Annotated in this window: 11 protein-coding genes; 9 read left to right on the top strand and 2 right to left on the bottom strand. The window is 71.9% G+C overall.

Annotation, left to right across the window (positions count from 1 at the left end; all coding sequences use genetic code 11):
• Positions 1-95: 95 nt before the first annotated feature.
• Entirely contained in the window at positions 96-377 is a 282-nt protein-coding gene (locus tag AC4D2E_RS13205; protein ID WP_104167018.1) for a pyrophosphorylase, read from the bottom strand.
• A 217-nt stretch (positions 378-594) separates the two neighbouring features.
• Between AC4D2E_RS13205 and AC4D2E_RS13200 the strand changes: the two genes are divergently transcribed.
• The 4 genes from AC4D2E_RS13200 to AC4D2E_RS13185 all read left to right on the top strand — a co-directional run bounded on the left by AC4D2E_RS13200 (position 595) and on the right by AC4D2E_RS13185 (position 11,486).
• Positions 595-3,720 (top strand): hypothetical protein, encoded by a 3,126-nt coding sequence (locus AC4D2E_RS13200; RefSeq protein ID WP_490952898.1) that lies wholly within the window; start codon positions 595-597, stop codon positions 3,718-3,720.
• A complete protein-coding gene (locus AC4D2E_RS13195; protein WP_490952897.1) occupies positions 3,717-5,066 on the top strand; it encodes a hypothetical protein in 1,350 nt (449 codons plus the stop codon). The genes AC4D2E_RS13200 and AC4D2E_RS13195 overlap by 4 nt, the downstream gene beginning before the upstream one ends.
• Before the next feature lie 58 nt (positions 5,067-5,124).
• A complete protein-coding gene (locus AC4D2E_RS13190; protein ID WP_490952896.1) occupies positions 5,125-9,420 on the top strand; it encodes a type VII secretion EssC family protein in 4,296 nt (1,431 codons plus the stop codon).
• An 83-nt stretch (positions 9,421-9,503) separates the two neighbouring features.
• The gene (locus AC4D2E_RS13185) at positions 9,504-11,486 is read left to right on the top strand and encodes a serine/threonine-protein kinase (RefSeq protein WP_490952895.1); all 1,983 of its coding nucleotides are present in this window, start codon (positions 9,504-9,506) and stop codon (positions 11,484-11,486) included.
• A gap of 58 nt (positions 11,487-11,544) precedes the next feature.
• Here the strand turns inward: AC4D2E_RS13185 and AC4D2E_RS13180 are convergent, their stop codons facing one another.
• Complete coding sequence (locus tag AC4D2E_RS13180) at positions 11,545-12,312, bottom strand: type 1 glutamine amidotransferase domain-containing protein (RefSeq protein ID WP_490952894.1); 768 nt, start codon at positions 12,310-12,312, stop codon at positions 11,545-11,547.
• A 77-nt stretch (positions 12,313-12,389) separates the two neighbouring features.
• Between AC4D2E_RS13180 and AC4D2E_RS13175 the strand changes: the two genes are divergently transcribed.
• The 5 genes from AC4D2E_RS13175 to AC4D2E_RS13155 all read left to right on the top strand — a co-directional run bounded on the left by AC4D2E_RS13175 (position 12,390) and on the right by AC4D2E_RS13155 (position 20,483).
• Positions 12,390-12,845: a 23S rRNA (pseudouridine(1915)-N(3))-methyltransferase RlmH gene (locus tag AC4D2E_RS13175; protein WP_181033594.1), complete on the top strand. Its 456-nt coding sequence runs from the start codon at positions 12,390-12,392 to the stop codon at positions 12,843-12,845.
• A gap of 75 nt (positions 12,846-12,920) precedes the next feature.
• Positions 12,921-13,667, top strand: a complete 747-nt coding sequence (locus AC4D2E_RS13170) for a DUF4232 domain-containing protein (protein ID WP_490952893.1) — start codon at positions 12,921-12,923, stop codon at positions 13,665-13,667.
• Between the two features lie 59 nt (positions 13,668-13,726).
• Positions 13,727-18,724, top strand: a complete 4,998-nt coding sequence (locus AC4D2E_RS13165) for an Lhr family helicase (protein WP_490952892.1) — start codon at positions 13,727-13,729, stop codon at positions 18,722-18,724.
• Positions 18,717-19,535: an Fpg/Nei family DNA glycosylase gene (locus AC4D2E_RS13160; RefSeq protein ID WP_490952891.1), complete on the top strand. Its 819-nt coding sequence runs from the start codon at positions 18,717-18,719 to the stop codon at positions 19,533-19,535. The genes AC4D2E_RS13165 and AC4D2E_RS13160 overlap by 8 nt, the downstream gene beginning before the upstream one ends.
• A gap of 39 nt (positions 19,536-19,574) precedes the next feature.
• A complete protein-coding gene (locus AC4D2E_RS13155; protein WP_490952890.1) occupies positions 19,575-20,483 on the top strand; it encodes an RluA family pseudouridine synthase in 909 nt (302 codons plus the stop codon).
• The last annotated feature ends 106 nt before the right edge of the window (positions 20,484-20,589 follow it).

Raw genomic sequence — 20,589 nt, 5'->3', positions numbered from 1 at the left:
AGCGCCGGGGAGACCACTTTCCGTGACGGACGGGCTGACCGCACCACGCAGACGCGTGGAGCGGTCAGCCCGACCTCACAGCCGCGACGACGTGCTCAGGCTCCGCCGCCCGCGGAGAAGATGTCCTGGGAGATCTTCTGCAGTTGCGTCCGCAGCTCCTCGAGCTCCTGCTTGGCCTTGTCCAGGGCGGCCTTCGTCTCCGGCCACGTCGACCCACGGAACTGCTGAGCCAGCGGCCCGTCCCAGATATTCGGATCGGACAGGATCTTTCCCTGCGAATCCAATGCCGAGATCTGATCGGTGAAACCACCATTGATGATCGACTGCACCTGACCGATAGCAGCCTTCGCCTGCTCGGTCGACAACACACGCGACATGAAAAATATCCTCCCCAAGAGACAACCGCTTCAATGCCGGACGAACAACCACCGGCGAGCGGACGCACGCGACGCTACCAACACCGGTCCATAAAAGCCACCACAGCCACAAACACCATTTCGGGACACCAGGAAAAGCCCTTCGAGAGCGCCGAACAATGAATATGTTCGCGCGTGAGTATGATGCTCGAGGCACCGAACGGAATTGGGGACGATCATGGCCACACGGTCTCGCATGCACCAGCACAACTCGAGACGCCGTAGCGCGCCGGGACGGGGGCTGGGCGCCGTCGTCATCGCCGCAGGACTGATCGCCACGACATCCTGTACGCCGACTCCCGAGCCGGAGCCGGTGTCCGATCCCGTCAAGCTCCTGCAGCACGTCCGGGTGGGCCTCTCCCCCGCCGCCGGCATCGAGACGATCGAAGGAACCACCATCTCGGTGAGCGCCACCGGTGCGTCCTCCACGGAGAACACGGAGTACAGCACGGCCGACACGGTGGGCGAACTGCCGGTGCGGGTGAGCCTGCAGTACCGGGCCGGGGGGAAGTCCGGTTCCGACCTCGCCGAGCTGCAGGGCCATACCGGTCCGGTGGAGATCGACCTGACGCTCGAGAATCTCACCGTCGAGCCACGGACCATCGAGTACGACGCCGCGGGCCAGACCCGCTCCGCCACCGCCCTCGTAGGCGCCCCCCTGACGATCGCCGCGTCGACGAAGCTCGAGGGCGTCCGGACCGACGACGTCACCCCGGGCTCCGCCGATGGCACGGCCGGCACCAATGGCGTGCTGAGCAGCACCGAGGACGGCGCCGCCGTCGTGCAGTGGGCGACGGTGCTGGCGCCGCCCCGCTCCGGAGCGAGCACCACGCTGCGCCTCGTGGCCGACGTCGAGGACTTCCAGGTTCCCGCTTTCGATCTGGCGGTGCAGCCGGGCCTCAACACCGACCTCAGCGCGGACGGCGTGATCACCGACGCGTTCTCCTCAGGGACCGGTTCCGAACTCGACCTGCAACGCCGCACCATCGCCCTCGTCGCAGATGTCAACATCGTGCTGACCAAGGCAGGGGCCACCATCACGGACGTCCGGCAGAACCTGGAGACGACCTCCGAGACCCTGGGGGTCGAGACCGCCGGTGAGCTGCGCGACAACTCCCAGGCCCTGGCCGGCACCATGCAGGACCTGAAGGACCAGCTGCAGTCGCTCGGCTCGGATCTGGAAGCCGCGACGAGCACGACGCAGTCCACCACCCTGTCGCAGCTGCAGCAGACCGTGTCCGCGGTGGACTCGATGCTGGGGGACACCTCGGCTGCACCCACGACGGTCCCCGTCAACGGCGACGGCTGCACCGCCGAGGTGCCCAGGCCCGGGCAGACGGCCACCGTGTACTCGAGCATCCTGACCATGGCGGCCCAGCTCGATGCCTACGCGAAGGTCAGTGCTGACTGCCGGGACATGGTGGCGGACTCCCTCAGGACCACCGTGGGCCCCGAGAACCCGACACCGGAGGAGTGCGCCGCACAGGGCTCGGTGACCTGCTCCCTCCGCGGCTCCGCCGTCACCGTCACCGCCGCGCTGGTGGGACTGGTCGCGAAGAGCGACGCTCTCGTCGCGAGCCTGGACTTGACGTCGCTTCCGCGAGCGCTCAAGAATCAGGAGGCATCAGAAGGCTCGCTGGCGGAGGTGAGCGAGGTCCTCGAGGCGCTGCTCGAGACCACCGCGGCCGACGACGACTACACGGCGGCCCTCGCTACCGTGGAGGACGCGATCGAGTCCGCGCGCGACTCCGTCACCGCGACCCGCGACGCATCCGCAGCAGCCCGCGACAGCATCGACGAGCTACGGGACAGGCTGGAGGTCATCGGCGGGACGGCGACGGCTGCCAGAAGCGAGTTGGCCGACGGCACGCTGCTGGACGGGTCGATGATGCAGCAGAGCCAGCGGCTCGCCGACGAGCTGTGCCGACTGGCCGACGGCAACTTCCCGCGCAATGGCCGGCTGTCCACCCGGGACGCGGAGCAGCTGCGCTCCTACCTGACGTCCACGCCGTGCGAGCCGACCGAGCCCACCCCTTCACCCGAGCCCACTGAGCCCGTGCCTTCACCCGAGCCCCCTGCGCCCACGCCCACCGGATCCGCGCCGGGCACCCCAACACCCGAGCCCACGGACTCCACGCCCAGCAACCCCACACCTGCGCCCACGGACTCCGCGCCGACCGTGCCCGCACCCCCGGTGCCCACCCCGGACGGGTCCGCGACGGACGACCCCGCGCCCGGCGTGTCCGCGACGGACGGAGCCTCGGCGGGCGCCACGATGGACAGGGTCATGCAGGTCGAGCTGCTACCTCCGCTGGACGTGATCCCGCCGCTCGGCTTCGACGACCCGCTGGATGTCCGGCTACGCGACCAGGCCACCGCCTGGGACTCCGTCCTCGCCGCCGTCGACACCACCGACCCCGACCAGGAGATCGCCCAGGCGTTCGACGCCCTGGACACCACGATCGACGACACCGAGGCCGGGCTGGACGCGGTCGAGGACGCCGTGGAGGCGCTCGACGAGACCGCCACCGCGGATGTCACGAGCATCGAACGCGAACTCGAGGACCTGAAGGACTTGCTGGGCACAGCGATCGTGTCCTCCGAAGGGATTGGGGCAACCCTCACGGAGCTGAAGGCACAGCAGGACGGGCTCGGAGCCGAGATCACGAAGTCCCTCGGCAAAGTATCGGCCGACACGAAAGCCGAGATCGACAAGACTGTGGGTAACCAGGTGCGCGAGGTCGCCGAGATCGGAGACGCGGGCTCCGCGTCCGTGATCACGGCGTTCGACCGCTCCATCTCCGGCCTGAAGGTCACCTCGGACGAGGTCGTGACCGACGCCGGGGGGACCGTGGACAAGCAGCGGATCGACCTGAACCAGCGGGGTGCCGCCCTGGCCGCGAGCCTGGACGAGAGCACGCAGGCCTCGCTCGCGAACATCGCCTCCAGCACGTCCGGCTCCACCCGCGATGTCGAGGGTGCCGGTGCCCTGCTGGCCTCGAGCCTCAACAACGTGATGCTCGATCTCGGCGACCGCTCCGTGAACGGCTCCGGCCTCCTCGGCTCCATGGCCACGAGCGCCGCCAAGGCGGACACCGCCGATTTCCAGCTGGCCCTCGCCTCCCAGAACGCCGAGGGGTACACGAACATCCGTTCCCGGGACGTCGCCGGGCTGCTGCTGCGCCAGGCACAGTTCAAGGCCTCCCTCGCCGCCGTCGAGGAACTGCCGCCCTTCCATCTCAAGGTGCCGGAGGGCGCGACCTCGCAGACCCTCTACACGCTGACGATCGACGCCGGCGCATGAGCCCGCGCACCGGGCTTATGACGCTGGTCGTCGCCGGGGCGGCCGTCCTCGTCGCAGCCGTGATCGCCGTGACGGTGATGCTGAACCGCCCCGCGGAGGCCATCCGGCCCGATCCGGTGGCCGCGACGGTCCCCGTCGCCCTGGACGCCGACGGTTTGCCCGAGGACGTGTCGATCGGCGTCGTCGTGACGTTGGGCCAGTCCGGCGAGCCCGGCTCCGAGTACAACCGGGCGGCCCAGGGCGCGGTCGTCGCCGGCCAGCGCTTCGCCCAGGGAGGCGCCGCGGTCGCCCTCCCCACCGAGAACGACCGCGGCACGGAGGACGGCGCACGCGCCGCCGTCCAGACGCTCGCGGAGCAGGGCGTGTCCGGCATCGTCGTGGCGAGCTCGGGCCCGCAGGCCCAGGCGGCGGCCCGTACCGCCGCGGACCTCGGCCTCCCGGCCATCCTGCCGTACGCGCAACCGTCGGAGCCCGCGCCGTCCGTCTGGACCACGATGCCGTCCGGCAGCTCCGTGGAGGTGGCCCTCCGGACCGCGGTGAACGGCAGGAGCAGCGTGCTGCTCGTCGTCGACGGCGGTCCCACCCCGACGTCGGTGCCGACCGCGCAGACCCTCGACCTCCAGGATTTCGACGACGTGACGGGCCTGGCGCAGGAGGCCGCGATCCTCACCGGCGACCAGCAGCGCGCACCGGACGCCCCCGCGGGCACCGGGTCCGCAGGCGTCGCCGGTCCCGCGGACGCCGTGGTCGTCTCGGCCGCCACACCGCAGCGGCTGGCCCGCCTGGTTCAGGCCCTGCAGTCCCGTGACGTCTCCGTACCCCTGATCCTCCCGGACGGCGCGACAGCCCCGGCCTTCGCCTCCGCGCTCTCCGAGCTCGACGGGACCGCTTCCGGGCAGCTGGTCGGCATCGCATCGTCCGCCGGCGACAGCGCCGCCCTGCAGCAGGATGCCCAGGGGCGCGGGATGTCCGCCTTCCTGTCCGCCGTGCGCCTCGCGGCGGGAGACGCGGACATCAAGAACCTGACGGGTGACGCCCCGTTCTCCGCCGATGCGTGGGCGGCGGACCCGGCCAGCCACGACGCCGTCGTCGCCCTGGTACGGGCGACCGCCCTGGCCGGCAGCGCCGACCCGGCGGAGATCGGCGAAGCCCTCCGCGCCGTCTCGCTGGGCCCCGGCGAGGGCCTTGCCGGGCCGCCGCTGGACTTCTCGCGCCCCGAGGCGCTCACCGCCAAGGCCATGCCGGTCTACGCGTCCCCCCAGGATCTGGGCCTGCGGCCGGCGGACGAGAACGCGCCGCGCCTCGTCTGGGTGCCGGCACCGGCCCCCACGCCGACGAGCCCCTGACCGATCTCCCCCGGTCCGCCCTCAGCGGACGGGCCCCACCGACAGAAGGAACGCCACCGTGCGTGTGCTGATCGATCTGGACGAGCGTCGCTTCGAGTGCGAGGTGGCGCACGCCGCGCCGGCCACCACGCTGGCCGACCTGGTGGAGACCGCCGGCGGGCCACGCCTCGCACCCGACGAGTCCGTGTTCGTCGACGAGACCGAGGTCCGCGGTTCCACCCCCGTGTCGGAGCTCGTCCTCCTGGAGGGCAGCCGCGTCGCCCGGGCGCCGTGGCAGGTACCCGCGCGCATCCACGGCTGGAGTGTGACCCTCGCCGGCGGGCAGCACGCCGGCAGGGTGGTCGACGTCCCGCAGGGGCGCGAGATGCTCATCGGCCGGTCCCCGCACGCGGACCTCACCCTGCCTGCCGAGAGCGCATCGTGGGAACATTGCCGCCTGCGCCGGGAGGACGACGGCGTGCGGGTGCTGGACAGCGGATCGACGAACGGCACCCTCGTGGACGGTGAGAAGGTGGGGGACGACGGCGTCCTGGTCCCCGAGATCGCCACGATCACCGCGGGCGGGACGGTGCTCCTGCTGCGCCGGTCCCTCGACGAGACACCGGCCCCCGCGCCGGGCAGCCTGCACAACCTGACGCCCGCAGCGACGGCGCCCTTCAACCGGCCGCCCCGTCCCGGGAAGGCTCCGGCGGCCGACGCGCTGGTCCCTCCGAACCCCAAGGACGTCCCGCCGGCCAGCAAGTTCAGCTACATCAGCGTGCTCGCCCCCCTCGTGATGGCCGTGGCCATGGTCATCATCCTGCGGGACCTCCGCTTCGCGATGTTCGCCATGCTCAGCCCAGTGATGGCCGTGGGCATGTGGTTCGAACAGAAACGCCGTCATGCCCTCGGCCTCAAGGACGAGGACGCCCGCTTCACCGGGGCGATCGAGGAGTTCGAGCAGCAGATCCGTACGGCGGCCGAGACCGAGACCGCCCTGCGCCATCGGCTGATCCCCGACCCCGCGACCGTCGTGCGGCGTGCGGCCCTCCCCGCCACCTCCCTGTGGCAGCGCCGCGCCGACGCGGACGACTTCCTGGCCCTGCACGCCGGTACCGGCGACGTCCCGTGGAAGCCCCCGGTGGAGCGGGCAGCGGGCCCGCGGCTGCACGAGAAGGTCAAGGACTCCCTCATGGCCGCGCGCCTGCAGGCCGCCCCCGTGCTGGTGGACCTGACCGACGCCGGCGTGGTGGGCATGGTCGGACCGCGGGAGGGGACCCTGGCGCTCGCCCGGTCCCTCCTCGCCCAGGCCACGGTGCACGTGGGACCGGCGGACCTCACCGTCGGCGTCTTCTGCGACGCCGGGCGCGCCGACGAGTGGGAGTGGGCCTCCTGGCTCCCGCACACGCGCCAGGCCGGCAGCAGCACGGGCCAGCGGTGGATGTCCGCGCACCGCGAGACGAGCCTCGCGACGCTGCGCACGCTCAAGGACACGGTCACCGACCTGCCCACGCCGGCCCTGCTGGTGGTCCTGGACTCCGAGGTCCTCACCGAGGGCCGGGACGCCCCGGCCCGCGCACTGCTCGGCATGGGCCGCTCCATGCCCGGGGCCTCCCTGACGGCGCACCAGCGCACGTCCCGGGTGGCGGGCATCGTCATCGCCACCTCGGAGGAGCAACTGCCGGCAGCCTGCACCACCATCATCAGGGTGGGTGCGGACGCGGCGGCCACCGTGGAGCAGCCGGAGGACCTGACCCGCGTGGACGACGTCATCCTCGCCGGTCTTGACGAGGAGGAGGCCCTGCGCTGCGCCATGCGCCTCGCCCGCTTCGACGACCCGGAGCTCAGCGTGCCCGGGGCCTCGCTGCCCGCCCTCGTGCGGCTCCCCCGGCTCCTGGGCTACGAGCGCCCGGACCCGGCGACCATCCGCCGCATGTGGGAGGCATCCCCGGGAGTGTCCACGCCGATTGGCACGGACGAGAACGGGACCCTCACGCTGGACCTCGTCAAGGACGGCCCGCACGGCCTGGTGGGCGGCACCACCGGCTCCGGCAAGTCCGAGTTCCTGCGCTCGCTCGTGGCCGGCCTCGCAGCCCGCAACGATCCCACGCGCCTGAACTTCATCCTCGTCGACTTCAAGGGTGGTGCCGCCTTCAAGGCCTGCGAGCGCCTTCCGCACACCATCGGCACCATCTCCAACCTGGACGAGCAACTGGCCGACCGGGCCCTCCTGGCCCTGGAAGCGGAGATGGAGCGGCGCCAGCGGGTCTTCGCGGCGGCCGGCGAGGGCATCGACAACCTGAATGCCTACCTCGCCACGAATCCGGCCGAGCCCATGCCGAGGCTGCTCCTCGTGATCGACGAGTTCGCCATGCTGGCCAAGGATTTCCCGGACGTGCTGAAGGCGCTCGTCAGCGTGGGAGCCGTGGGCCGGACACTGGGCGTACACATGATCCTGGCCACGCAGCGCCCCGCCGGCGTCGTGAGCGAGGACATCCTCGCGAACACGAACCTCCGCGTGGCGCTGCGGGTGCAGAGCCGCGAAGACTCCAGCAACGTCATCGGCGTGCCCGCGGCCTCGGCGATCGGCCGGGCCCAGATGGGCCGGGCCTTCGTGAAGCTGGGGCAGGACGAGATCACCCCCGTGCAGACGGCCCTCGTCACGGGACGCGTACAGGTGGGCGGCGGCGCGGCAGTGGATGTCCGGGAGGTGCGCCGGTTCGGTGTCCCCGTGGCCCCGGCGGCGCCGTCGGCACCCGCGACGTCGGACGAGAACGACCTCGACCTCCTCATCGACGCCGTGGTCGGGGCCAACGCCGACGCCGGCTATGCGCCGCCGCGTCAGGTATGGCCGGAGGCCCTCGGCGAGCGCGTGGAGCTCGACGGTTTCCTCGCTGAAGGGGACGACGACGGCTCGGCCGACCCGGATCCCCTCCGCCTCCCGCGAGTGGGCGGCGTCCGCGGCTCCTCCGTGCTGGTGACCCTCATGGACGAGCCGGAGCTGCAACGCCAGTCCCCGGCGGGCTGGGACCTGTCCGCCGGGAACCTGATGCTGATGGGCGTGGCCGGTTCCGGCACCACCACCACGCTGGCGTCCATTGCGCTGTCCCTCGCCCGGGACACCGATCCGGCCGACCTGGACCTGATGGTGCTCGACCTGGGCTCGCGGGCGCTCGAGGCCCTGGAAGGCCTGCCACACACCGTGGCCTACGTGGGGTCCGGTGCCGGAGCCAAGGAGCAGCAGGCCCGCTTCCTACGGCACCTGCACGCCGAACTGGAGCGGCGCCGCGCGGAGCCGGGCACCCACCGCCGCACCGTGGTGCTGCTGGACGGCCTGGCATCGCTGCGGGACGAGCTGCAGGACTACGAGGGGCAGCAACTGCTGGACCTGCTGTACCGTGCGTACGCCGACGGCCCGGCGCTCGGACTCTCCTTCGCGGTGTCCACCACCCGCGCCAAGGCGGTGCCCTCGGCCATGAACGAGGTGACCCTGCAGCGGTGGCTGTTCCGCCTGGCGGACACCTACGACTACTCCTCCCTCGGCGTCCGGGGCAAGCAGATCCCCGCGGCACTCCCCGGCCGCTGTGTGGACCCCCGCAGCACGCTCCAGATGCATGTGGCGACGCCCGGCATCGGCATCGAGGCGGCGGTGGAACGGGTACGGCAGAACTGGGCCCATGCCCCCGCGAAGTCCCGGGCGATCAGGCGCCTGCCCGCGGACGTCACCCTGCAGGATCTGGGGGTGGAACCGCAGTTGGACGCCGAGCCGTGGCGCATCCCGATCGGGCTCCAGGAGGCGGACCTCTCCCCGGCGTTCCTGGAGGTCTACGAGGGCGAGCACGCGCTCATCGCCGGGCCCGCCCGGTCCGGGAAGTCCACCCTGCTCATGGCTCTCGCCGCAGCCCTGCAGGGGACGGCCACACCCCAGGGGGTGGCCCAGGTCTGGGGCATCTGCGACCGCCGTTCTCCCCTGGCCTCCGCCGCCCTCGACCGGACGGCCGTCGGCGCGGACGAGGTGCCGGCGTTGCTGGCCTCCCTGCGGCTCGAGCGCGGCCCGGTGTTCCTCCTGATCGACGACGCGGAGCGCTTCGAGGACCCTGACCAGTCCATCGCGGGCATCGTGGCCTCCGGGCAGGCGGGCCTGTGCGTCGTCGCTGCAGGACGGGCGGCGGACCTGCGCGGACTGTACGGCCACTGGACCAAGACGGTCCGCAAGTCCCGCCTGGGCGTGCTGCTGCAGCCGGACGTGGACTACGACGGCGAACTGCTGGGCACGGCACTCCCCCGGAAGGCGCCGGTGGCGATGACTCCCGGACGCGGATATCTCGGCGTGGGCGGGCAGGTGGCCCTCGTCCAGTCGATCAGCCCCGGCTGACCGGCACCTACGATGACAGGGGCGCCGACGCGGGTGTCCACGGCAGAGCAGACCGACGGCGTTGGAGAGATCGAGGGAACGGTATGCAACTCGCACAGACGGGCCAGGCACTCGGGGCGTCCTACCGCTTCGGCGAACGGGTGGGCTCCGGTGCGGTCGGCGAGGTATGGACCGTCACCGCGACCGACGACCGCATCCTCGCCGCGAAGGTCCTGCGCCCGGAGCACGCCGACGACCCCTCGCTCGTGGAGCGGTTCGTCCGTGAACGGTCCGTCCTGCTCGGACTGCAGGACCCCTCCATCGTCACGGTGCGCGACATGGTGGTGGAGGGTGCCCGGTTGGCCATCATCATGGACTACGTCGCGGGCGGCTCGCTGCGGGGCGTGGTGCGGGAGGCCGGTACGCTGCGGCCCGCAGACGCGCTGGAGGTCACCGCCGAGGTACTCGACGCGCTGGCGTTCGCCCACGCGCGGGGCGTGACGCACCGCGACATCAAACCGGACAACGTGCTCCTCGCCCAGCCCTGGCCCGAGTGGACCCCGGGCGACGTACGGGTCTCCGACTTCGGCATCTCCGACGTCGTGGGCGAGAGGGTCCGCCAGACGACCGGCCTCATCGGCACCCCGCAGTACATGCCGCCCGAGCTCATCAGCCAGGGCCGCTCAGGCCCTCCGGGCGACATCTATTCCACGGGGGTCCTGCTCTACGAGCTCCTCGCCGGGCGCACCCCCTTCGCCGGCCCGGGCACGGATTTCAGCGTCGCGTACCGCCATGTCTCCTCACGCCCGCCGAGGATCCCCGTGGACGACGCCCTCTGGGACGTCCTGGCCGGGCTGCTGTCCAAGGACCCCGCGGAGCGGCCCTCCGCCCCCGAGGCGGCAGCGACGCTCCGGCGTCTCGCGGCCCGCCTCGCCTCCAGCGCGCCCCTCACGCGCGGGGAGGCCCCGGCGGACTTCGACGACGTCGACCGCCCCGCCACGGTGGTCCGGGGCGCCTTCACGGACGCGGACCTCGCCGCCCTGGCGTCCGCCCCGCCCGTGCACGAGGACACGGAGGTCCCGAGCCTCGGGGACGCGGGCAGCGCGACCATCGCCCGCCCCATGCCGCGCCGCGACGTGCGGCCCCTGGCCGAGGCCCGGCCCGAGCCCGAGGAGGCGCCCCCGTTCTGGCGCACGCGCACGGCCCTCCTCCTCGCGGGGACCGCGGTGCTCCTCCTCGTGGGGATGGTCGTCGGGTTCGTGGTCCTCAGCCCTGGAGAGCAGCAGGCCGCCTCGGGCGGCTCCGGCGATCCACTGACCGCCCAGACGCAGGACACCGCTTTGCCCACCGGGCTGACGATCTCGCGGGCTGCCGCCTACGAGCCCTCCTCCGGGCGGGTCCGTCTGACGCTCACCTACGCGGCCCAGAAGGCGCCGCTGTCCGGGGAGTTCCTCGAGGTGGTCCCCGCGATGGCGGAGGGTGAGGCGTGCCCCGCCGTCACCTGGGAGGGTGCCTCCGTGAAGCGCAACCAGGCCTCGATCACCGGGCTCGACGTGGCCTGCGGCTGGACGCTGTCGGACCTGCAGGTCCCGGCGGGCGGGTCCGTCCAGGTGACCGCCTCGGTGCCGGCGCAACCTGCCGACCAGCAGGCACTCGACGCGTGGGTGCGCGGCGGCTCCGAAGCGACGTCGGCCGCGACGCAGGACCCGACCGTCACAGGCACCGCCTACCCCGTCCAGCGCCTGACGGGCGTGGAGGTCCGCACCCCGGCGCGGGTGGTGACGCCGAGCCCCCTGAGAATCACCCTCATCCCGGTGTGGGCCGGGGGCCCGGACGAGCTGAACCCGCTCTACGTCAGTCCGGCAGCCGGCACGCCGTCACAGATGCTCACCGCCGTCACCGGCGGCGAGCAGGGGATGCGGTTCGCCGACGGCTGCGGCGGTGCACTCGCCGTCGACAGTTCTGGGCTCACCGTCACGGCCCTGCAGATCACGCCCGAGTGCACCGTGCGCGCCAGCGTCGGGAACTTCACCGAGTTGCAGTCGCCCGCCTTCGACATCACGTCTCGGGAGGACGCTGCCAGGTGACGGCAGCAGGGGTTCGCACCTCACCCGGAGCCGGCCGGCTCCGGGTGAGGTGGCGGGGTCAGCTCTCGTCCTCCGCCGCAGCGGCCTTGAGCGCGTCCTTCTCGGCGCGCAGCGCCTCCGTCTCGTGATGCTCCTCGGCCTTCTCCTGGTGGATGACCTCGGCCAGGAGCTTCTCCATCTCCTTGGCCACGCCCGCGGCCGACGCCGGGTTCTGCCCGGTCACCAGTCGCTCGTCGACGACGACCTTCTCCTCGAAGGCATCGGCGGAGACGTGGGTGGCGCCCTGCTCCTCGAGCCGGTCCGCCAGGAAGAACGGGATGACCTTGTCCTTCCCCACAGCGACCTCTTCGTCATTGGTGAAGGCAGCCACCCTCCGGCCCTCGACCAGGCGGAGACCGTTGTCCAGTTCGACGTCCAGCAGGCCCGCTGGTCCGTGGCAGACCGCACCCACCAGGCCCCCCGCGTTGTAGATGCCGGCGACGAGCTTCCGCAGGCCGTCGCTGTCCGGGAAGTCCCACATGGTGCCGTGGCCGCCCACCAGGTAGACGGCGTCGTACTGGCCGGGATCGACGACGTCGACACGAGCCGTGTTGTAGAGGCCCGCCCGCGTGGTCTCGTCCTCGGTGAAGGCCACCTGGATGGGGTCCTTCGTGTCCACCTCGTCGCGCGGTGGCTGGCCGCCCTGGATCGAGGCGAAGTCCACGAAGTGCCCGGAATCCTTGAACACCTTCCAGGGGTGCGCGGCCTCGGCCACGTTGTAGCCGGTCTTCTCCCCCGTGTCGCCGAGCTCGGAAACGCTGGTCAGAACCATGAGAATTTTCTTCATGTAGTGCTCCTTTCGTCCGCTTTCCACCCTACGGGGCTGGTTCTCGCAAGGCGTCACCCGGGCGATAACCTGAACGAATGGCAATCCGGGTGCTCGCAGTGGGCCGCAAGCATGAGAGCTGGGTGTCCGAGGGAATCGAGCGGTACTCCAGGCGGCTGAAGAAGCCCTTCGATCTCTCCTGGCAGCTCATCGCCCATTCGGCACGGGAACACGATGCAGCGCGCAAGGAGGAATCGGAGCGGCTCCTCGCCAGGCTCGGGACCGACTACGTGATCCTCCTCGACGAACGCGGCAGGGCCATCGACTCGCCTGCCCTCTCCCGGACCCTGCTGAAACCGCTCGAGGCCTCACGCAGCGTCACGGTGATCATCGGAGGCGCATACGGCGTGGACCAGCAGGTGCACCAGCGGGCCGATTTCACCTGGTCCCTGTCTCCCCTGGTCTTCCCGCACCAGCTCGTACGACTCATCCTCGCCGAGCAGGTGTACCGGGCGCAGGAGATCGCGGGCGGGCGCTCGTACCATCACGAATAAGCCGCCGAGGTAACGATCTCGGTACGACGTGTCGGACCTCTGTGGCGTCGGGGGCCGCGGCCGTAGGGTGAGCCCATGACTACACTGCTGGGGAGCAAGCGTTGGATCGCGGCCATTGCGGCTGCTGGAGCACTCGTCGCCGTGAGCGGCTGCGCGGCGTCGGATCCGGGGGCCGGAGAACCGGCGGCATCGACGTCCGAGACCGCGACCGAAGCACCGACGCCGTCCGGATCACCGTCCACGGAACCGTCCTCGGAGTCGACGGCGCCAGCCACGACACCCGCGCCGGAACCGTCGGCCACGGCCTCGCCGTCCACCGCACCCACGACCGCACCCGCGGACGCTGCGGTCCCCGCGCCGAGCGCGTCGCCGTCACCCGAGGCGTCCACGCCGGCCGCGGCAGGCACCTGCACTGCCGCCCAGCTGACGGGGTCCATCCAGGACCAGGCGGGCGGCGGTGCCGCCGGGAGCGTGTACCGCACACTCGTGCTGACCAACGCCTCGGATCAGGGGTGCACGGTCGCGGGGTACCCGGGAGTCTCCTCCGTCGACGGTTCGGGCAACCAAATCGGCGCCCCCGCGGACCGGGACGGGACGGCTTCTGCGCCGGTGCTCCTCGCCCCGGGCGGCTCAGCCACGGCCACCCTGAGGCAGACCAACGCCCAGAACTACGGCGCGGACTGCGGCCTCACGCCCGCGACCGGCCTTCGCGTCTACCCGCCCGGCGCCACCGACTCGCTCGTCCTGCCCCAGGCGCTTCCGGCCTGTTCGGCCGCATCGATCGTGCTGATGACGATCAGTCCCCTGCAGCCCGCCGCCTAGTCCTTTCCTGCAGGTCGGCGTCCTGACCGAGTGTCGGTGCGCTGGGGCATGATGAGGGAGTGACGCAGGTACTGACGAGGTTCACCCCCGCAACCCATGAGTGGTTCGCGGGAGCCTTTTCCGAACCCACTCCCGCCCAGGAGGGCGCCTGGTCCGCCATCTCCGCGGGCTCGAACGCGCTCGTCGTCGCACCCACCGGCTCGGGCAAGACCCTCGCCGCGTTCCTCTGGGCGCTGGACCGGCTGATCGCCTCCGGCGAGGGCAGCGGCGACGTCGAACCCGAGTCAGCGACCCCCGCCAAGGGCCGGAAGGCCCCGGCGAAGCCGAAGCGCAGCACGCGCGTCCTCTACATCTCGCCCCTGAAGGCGCTCGGCGTCGACGTCGAGCGGAACCTGCGGGCCCCGCTGATCGGCATCACGCAGACGGCGAAGCGCCTCGGCCTGCCCGCGCCCAGCATCACCGTCGGCGTCCGCTCGGGCGACACCCCGCAGGCCGAACGCCGGGCCATGCTGACGCGGCCGCCGGACATCCTCATCACCACGCCCGAGTCCCTGTTCCTCATGCTGACCTCGAAGGCACGCGAGACGCTCCTGGAGGTGGACACCGTCATCATCGACGAGGTCCATGCCGTCGCGGGTACCAAACGGGGCGCGCACCTGGCGGTGTCGCTGGCCCGCCTCGACGCCCTGCTCGAGAAACCCGTGCAGCGCATCGGGCTCTCCGCCACGGTGGAGCCGAAGGAGACGGTGGCCCGCTTCCTCTCGGGCAACGCCCCCGTGGAGATCGTCGCCCCGCCGTCGAAGAAGCAGTGGGACCTGACCGTCACCGTGCCGGTGGAGGACATGACGGAGCTCGGCGGTGCGGCGGCGAACACCGAGGACGACGGCGACGCCGTGCCCCAGGCGAGCATCTGGCCGCACGTCGAGGAGAAGATCGTCGACCTGATCGAGCAGAACCGGTCCACGATCGTCTTCGCCAACTCACGCCGCCTCGCCGAGCGCCTCACCGCGCGGCTCAACGAGATCCACGCGGAACGCCGCGAGCGCGACGCCGCATGGGCGGCGGGCGGTGACCCGGCCGCCGTCGAGCCCGCACCCGCCCCCCCGTTCGCGCACACCACCACGACGCCGGCGCAGATGATGGCCCAGGCGGGGCAGACCACCGGCGCCGAGGCGCTCCTCGCCCGCGCCCACCACGGATCGGTCTCCAAGGACCAGCGCGCCCTGATCGAGGACGACCTCAAATCGGGACGACTCCGCTGCGTGGTCGCCACCAGTTCACTGGAGCTCGGCATCGACATGGGCGCCGTGGACCTCGTGGTGCAGGTCGAGTCGCCACACTCCGTGGCGAGCGGCCTGCAGCGCGTGGGACGCGCGGGCCACCAGGTGGGCGAGGTGTCGCAGGGCGTGCTCTTCCCCAAGCACCGCGGAGACCTCATCAACACCACCGTCACGGTGGAGCGCATGCTCGCCGGGCAGATCGAACCCCTCTACATCCCCACCAACCCGCTCGACATCCTCGCGCAGCAGACCGTCGCGGCCGTGGCGCTCGGCACCATCGACGTCGAGGAGTGGTTCGACGTCGTCAGGACCTCCGCGCCGTTCGCCACCCTGCCCCGCTCCGCCTTCGACGCGACCCTCGACCTGCTCGCCGGACGCTACCCGTCCGACGAGTTCGCCGAACTGCGCCCGCGCATCATCTGGGACCGCGTGGAGGGCACCATCACCGGACGGCCCGGAGCGCAGCGCCTTGCCGTCACCTCGGGCGGCACCATCCCCGACCGCGGACTGTTCGGCGTGTTCCTCGTCGGCTCGGAGGGCGAGGGCCCGCGCGCCGGCGGCCGCCGCGTGGGCGAGCTGGACGAGGAGATGGTCTACGAGTCACGCGTGGGCGACGTCTTCGCCCTCGGCGCCACGAGCTGGCGCATCGAGGAGATCACACACGACCGCGTGCTGGTCTCCCCCGCCTTCGGCCAGCCCGGCAAGCTCCCGTTCTGGAAGGGCGACTCCCTCGGTCGGCCCGTCGAACTGGGGCGTGCCCTCGGCGCCTTCCGACGAGAGATGTCCGGCGCCACACCGGAGAAGGCGCAGGAGCGGTGCGAGAGGATCGGGCTCGACACCTGGGCGTCGGGGAACCTCATCACCTATCTCAGCGAGCAGCGCGAGGCCACCGAAGTGGTGCCGAACGACAGGACGCTCGTGGTCGAACGGTTCCACGACGAGCTCGGCGACTGGCGCGTGGTCCTGCACAGCCCCTTCGGCATGCCCGTGCACGCACCCTGGGCGCTCGCCGTGGGCGCACGGCTCGAGCAGCGCTACGGCATGGACGGATCGGCGATGGCCTCGGACGACGGCATCGTGCTGCGCGTCCCGCTCATGGACGACGAGCCGCCCGGCGCCGACCTGTTCCTGTTCGACGCCGAGGAGCTCGACGGCATCGTGACGGCCGAGGTGGGCGGGTCCGCGCTCTTCGCGTCCCGTTTCCGCGAGTGCGCGGCCCGCGCCCTGCTGCTGCCCCGCCAGAATCCGAGCAAGCGGACCCCGCTGTGGCAGCAGCGGCAGCGGTCGGCGCAGCTGCTCGACGTCGCCAAGAAGTACCCGACGTTCCCGATCGTCCTCGAGACCGTGCGCGAGGTCCTGCAGGACGTCTACGACCTCCCCGCCCTGAAGGATCTCGCGGCCTCGCTCGAACGCCGGGAACTGCGAATCGTCGAGGTCACCACGCAGCAGCCCTCCCCGTTCGCGCGCTCCATGCTGTTCGGCTACGTGGCGTCCTTCCTGTACGAGGGCGACTCCCCGCTGGCCGAGCGCCGGGCCGCCGCGCTCTCGCTCGACCCGACCCTCCTCAACGAGCTGCTCGGCCGGGCCGAACTGCGGGAGCTGCTCGATGCCCGGGTCATCGCCGACACGGAACTCGAGCTGCAGCGCCTCAAGCAGGACCGCCTCGCCCGGGGGCTCGAGGGCGTCGCCGACCTGCTGCGCCTGCTCGGACCCCTGACCGTCGAGGAGATCGCCGAGCGCCTCGCGGCACCCGCCGACGAGCAGGCCGCCGCCTCCGCCCTCGTCGACAGCGCCCCGCCGTCAGGCGCGACCCTCCGGGCTGTCGGCGACGGCGCGGACGACGAGGCGTCCCCGTCCGACGATCCCTCGGACGAGGAGCTGCTCGCCGCGGACGTTCCCGCCACCCCGAATCCTGTGAGGGCCTCACCGGACGTGGTCCGCGGGCACGTGGCCGCCCTCGTGAAGGCCAACCGCGCACTGACCGTCCACATCGGCGGCGTGGAGCGCATCTCGGCCGTCGAGGATGCCGCCCGCCTGCGGGACGCCCTCGGTGTCCCCCTGCCCATGGGCATCCCCCTGGCCTTCATCGAGCCCGTCGACGATCCGCTCGGGGACCTCGTGGGGCGCTACGCGCGGACGCACGGTCCCTTCACGGCCGCCGAAGCGGCATCCCGCCTGGGCCTCGGCGTCGCCGTCGTCGCCGGATCGCTGCAGCGCCTCGCCGGCGCCGGCCGCGTGGTCGAGGGCGAGTTCCGCCCCGCCGAGTCGGTGCCCGTGCTCGACATCTCGGCGGCGTCCGGCGCCGAGCCCGGCACCATCACCGTGCACGCGCCGGCCGCCAGCGAGTGGTGCGACGCCGAGGTCCTCCGGCGCCTGCGCCGCCGGTCGCTGGCCGCCCTCCGCCAGGAGGTCGAGCCGGTGGACCCCGCCGCCTACGGGCGGTTCCTGCCCGCCTGGCAGCACATCGGCTCCGGCCTGCGCGGCCTGGACGGCGTGGTCACCGTCATCGACCAGCTCTCCGGCGTCCCCATCCCCGCCTCGGCGTGGGAGCCGCTGATCCTCGCCCAGCGCGTGGCGAACTACGCGCCTGCCATGCTCGACGAGCTGACGGCCACCGGCGAGGTGCTGTGGTCCGGCGCCGGGTCACTGGCCGGCAACGACGGCTGGATCGCCCTGCACCTGGCCGAGAACGCCCCCCTGACCCTCCGCCCCGACCCCACCTTCGAGCCGACGGCCCTCCACACCGGGCTGCTCGAGCTCCTCGCCGGCGGCGGCGGGTACTTCCTGCGACAGCTCACCAACCAGCTCGACGTGCAGGAGGCGACGTCGGACACCGCCGTCGTCACCGCGCTGTGGGACCTGGTGTGGGTGGGCAGGATCAGCAACGACACGTTCTCCCCGGTGCGCGCCCTCCTCGCGAACGGCAAGACGGCCCACAAGCAACGGCCGGTCCCCGCCCGCGCGCGGACCTCGCGGGCCGGGCGGCTGGGCCGTGCCCCCGGCAAGTCGTTGACCGGGGCCTCGATGCGCCTGAGCGTCGCGGGCGACGACGCCGCTACCGGCGGCTACCAGCGGGCCACCCCTCCCCTGGCCGCCGGCCGCTGGAACATGCTGCCCGCGGTCGAGGCGGAGACGACCCTGCACGCCCACGCGCAGGCCGAACTGCTCCTCGACCGCTACGGCGTCGTCACGCGCGGGGCCGTCGGCAACGAGGGCATCCCCGGAGGGTTCGGCCTCATGTACAAGGTGCTGGCGCGGCTCGAGGAGATGGGACGGTGCCGGCGCGGCTACTTCATCGAGCACCTCGGCGCCGCGCAGTTCGCCGTGCCCGCCACGGTGGACCGCCTGCGCTCCTTCAGCGCCGACAACCAACTGCCCACCGCCCAGGACGTCCTCGGCGGGGAGGCTCCACCCCTGAAGGCGGTGGCCCTCGCGGCCACGGACCCGGCCAACCCCTACGGCGCGGCGCTGAGCTGGCCGCAGGCCGACGGCGGTCACCGCGCCGGGCGGAAGGCCGGGGCGCTCGTCGTGCTCGTGGACGGAGCGCTCGCACTGTACGTGGAGCGGGGCGGCAAGACGCTGCTGGCTTTCACCGAGGACGTCGACGTCCTGCGGGCGGCTGCGCTGGCGCTGGTCACCATCATCCGCCGGGGGGCCGCGGACAAGATGGCCCTCGAGAAGGTCAACGGCGGCGAGATCCTGGACACGGACATCGGGCGAGCGCTCGCCGACGCCGGCTTCTACACGACACCGAGGGGACTGAGGATCCGTGCCTGAGGGGGATACCGTGTGGCGCGCCGCCCGCGAACTGCACCGCGCCCTCGCCGGGAAGACATTGACACGCTGCGACATCCGCGTGCCCCGCTTCGCCACCGTGGACTTCACGGGTGACACCGTGCAGGAGGCGGTGTCCCGCGGGAAGCACCTGCTGATCCGGGGCGGGGGCGACGACGGCTGGGACATCCACTCGCACCTCAAGATGGAGGGCCTCTGGCACGTCTACGCCCGCGGGGAGAAGTGGCGGAGGCCGGCGTTCAAGGCGCGCTGCATCCTGGAGACCGAGGACGCCGTCGTCGTCGGTTTCGAACTCGGCTTCCTGCGGGTGATCCCCCGCGCCGAGGAGGACGACGCCGTCGGATACCTGGGACCCGACCTGCTCGGCCCCGACTGGGATGCGGAGGAGGCGTTGCGGCGGCTGAGGGAGCAGCCGGAGCGGCCCATCGGCCTCGCCCTGCTCGACCAGCGGAACCTCGCGGGCATCGGCAACGTCTATCGGTGCGAGCTGTGCTTCCTCGCCGGCGTCCATCCGCTCACCCCGGTGGGCGAGGTGCCGAACCTGCCGCGCATGGTCGAGCTGTCCAAGAAGCTCCTCGAGGTGAACAAGGAGCGCAGCACCCGGGCGACGACAGGACAGCTCCGCGGCAACACGCTCTGGGTGTACGGGCGGTCCCGACGGGGCTGCCTGCGCTGCGGCACGCCCGTCGCGCTCGAACAGCTCGGGGACAAGGAGACCGAACTGCGCGAGCTCTACTACTGTCCGCACTGCCAGCCGCGATTGGATGCCCCTGCCGGCGCGGCATTACCCTGACCAGGTGGACGGATTCGGACGGGTGATGCGCTGATGGCGATGAGATCACCCCTGCCCGTACGCAACGGCGTCAACGCGACACGGCTCCGCCTGCCGGTGGAGGGTCCGTGGGAGACCGCCCTCGACTACATCCTCGACCGTTTCGACCACGTGGATCCCGAGGGCATCGGCGAGCGCTTCGACCGCGGCGAGGTCGTCGCGCTGGGCGGCGAGGTCCTGACACGGTCCACACCACTCGGTGAGCACACCTTCGTCTGGTACTACCGTGAGCTGCCGGTCGAGGAGCGGCTGCCCGTGGAGCTCTCCATCCTGCATCAGGACGATCACCTGCTCGTCGTCGACAAGCCGCACTTCCTGCCGACCACGCCGGGCGGCATGTACGTGGCGGAGTCCGCCCTCGTGCGGCTGCGCGTGGAACTCGGCATCCCGGACCTGATCCCCATGCACCGGCTGGACCGAATGACGGCCGGCATCCTCATGTTCTCCGTCGATCCGGACACCCGCGGCGCCTACCAGCTGCTCTTCGAGAACAGGCGCATCAGCAAGGAGTACCGGGCCGTGGCGCCCGTCCGGCCGGAGCTGCGGCTCGACGACGAGCCGCAGGACGTGCGCAGCAGGATCGTGAAGTCCCGGACCTATCTGCTGGCCCAGGAGGTCGAGGGACCGGCGAACACCCACACCACGGTGAGCCTGCTGGATCAGCGCGCGGACCGCGGCCTGTACCGGCTGCAGCCGCACACCGGGAAGACCCACCAGCTCCGGCTGCACATGGCATCCCTCGGGCTCGGCATCGTCAACGACCCGTTCTACCCGGTGCTGCACCCGCAGGCGCCCGACGACTACACCCGGCCGCTGCAACTCCTCGCCCACAGCATCGCGTTCACGGACCCGGTGGACGGCACCGAGCGGAGCTTCGAGTCCGGCCTCACCCTGGCCTGCTTCGCCTGACCCTGCCCTGATCCGTACCGACTCCCGACCCGGTTCTCCACGGGTTCTCCACGGGTTCTCCACCGGGTGCTGGACCGTTTTCTCGACCATGTTCGTCCCCTGGCCC

It is taken from the genome of Arthrobacter sp. TJ-265 (genome assembly GCF_058269135.1).
The sequence above is the reverse complement of the archived record's forward strand: the minus strand, read 5'-3'. Positions and strand labels throughout refer to the sequence as shown.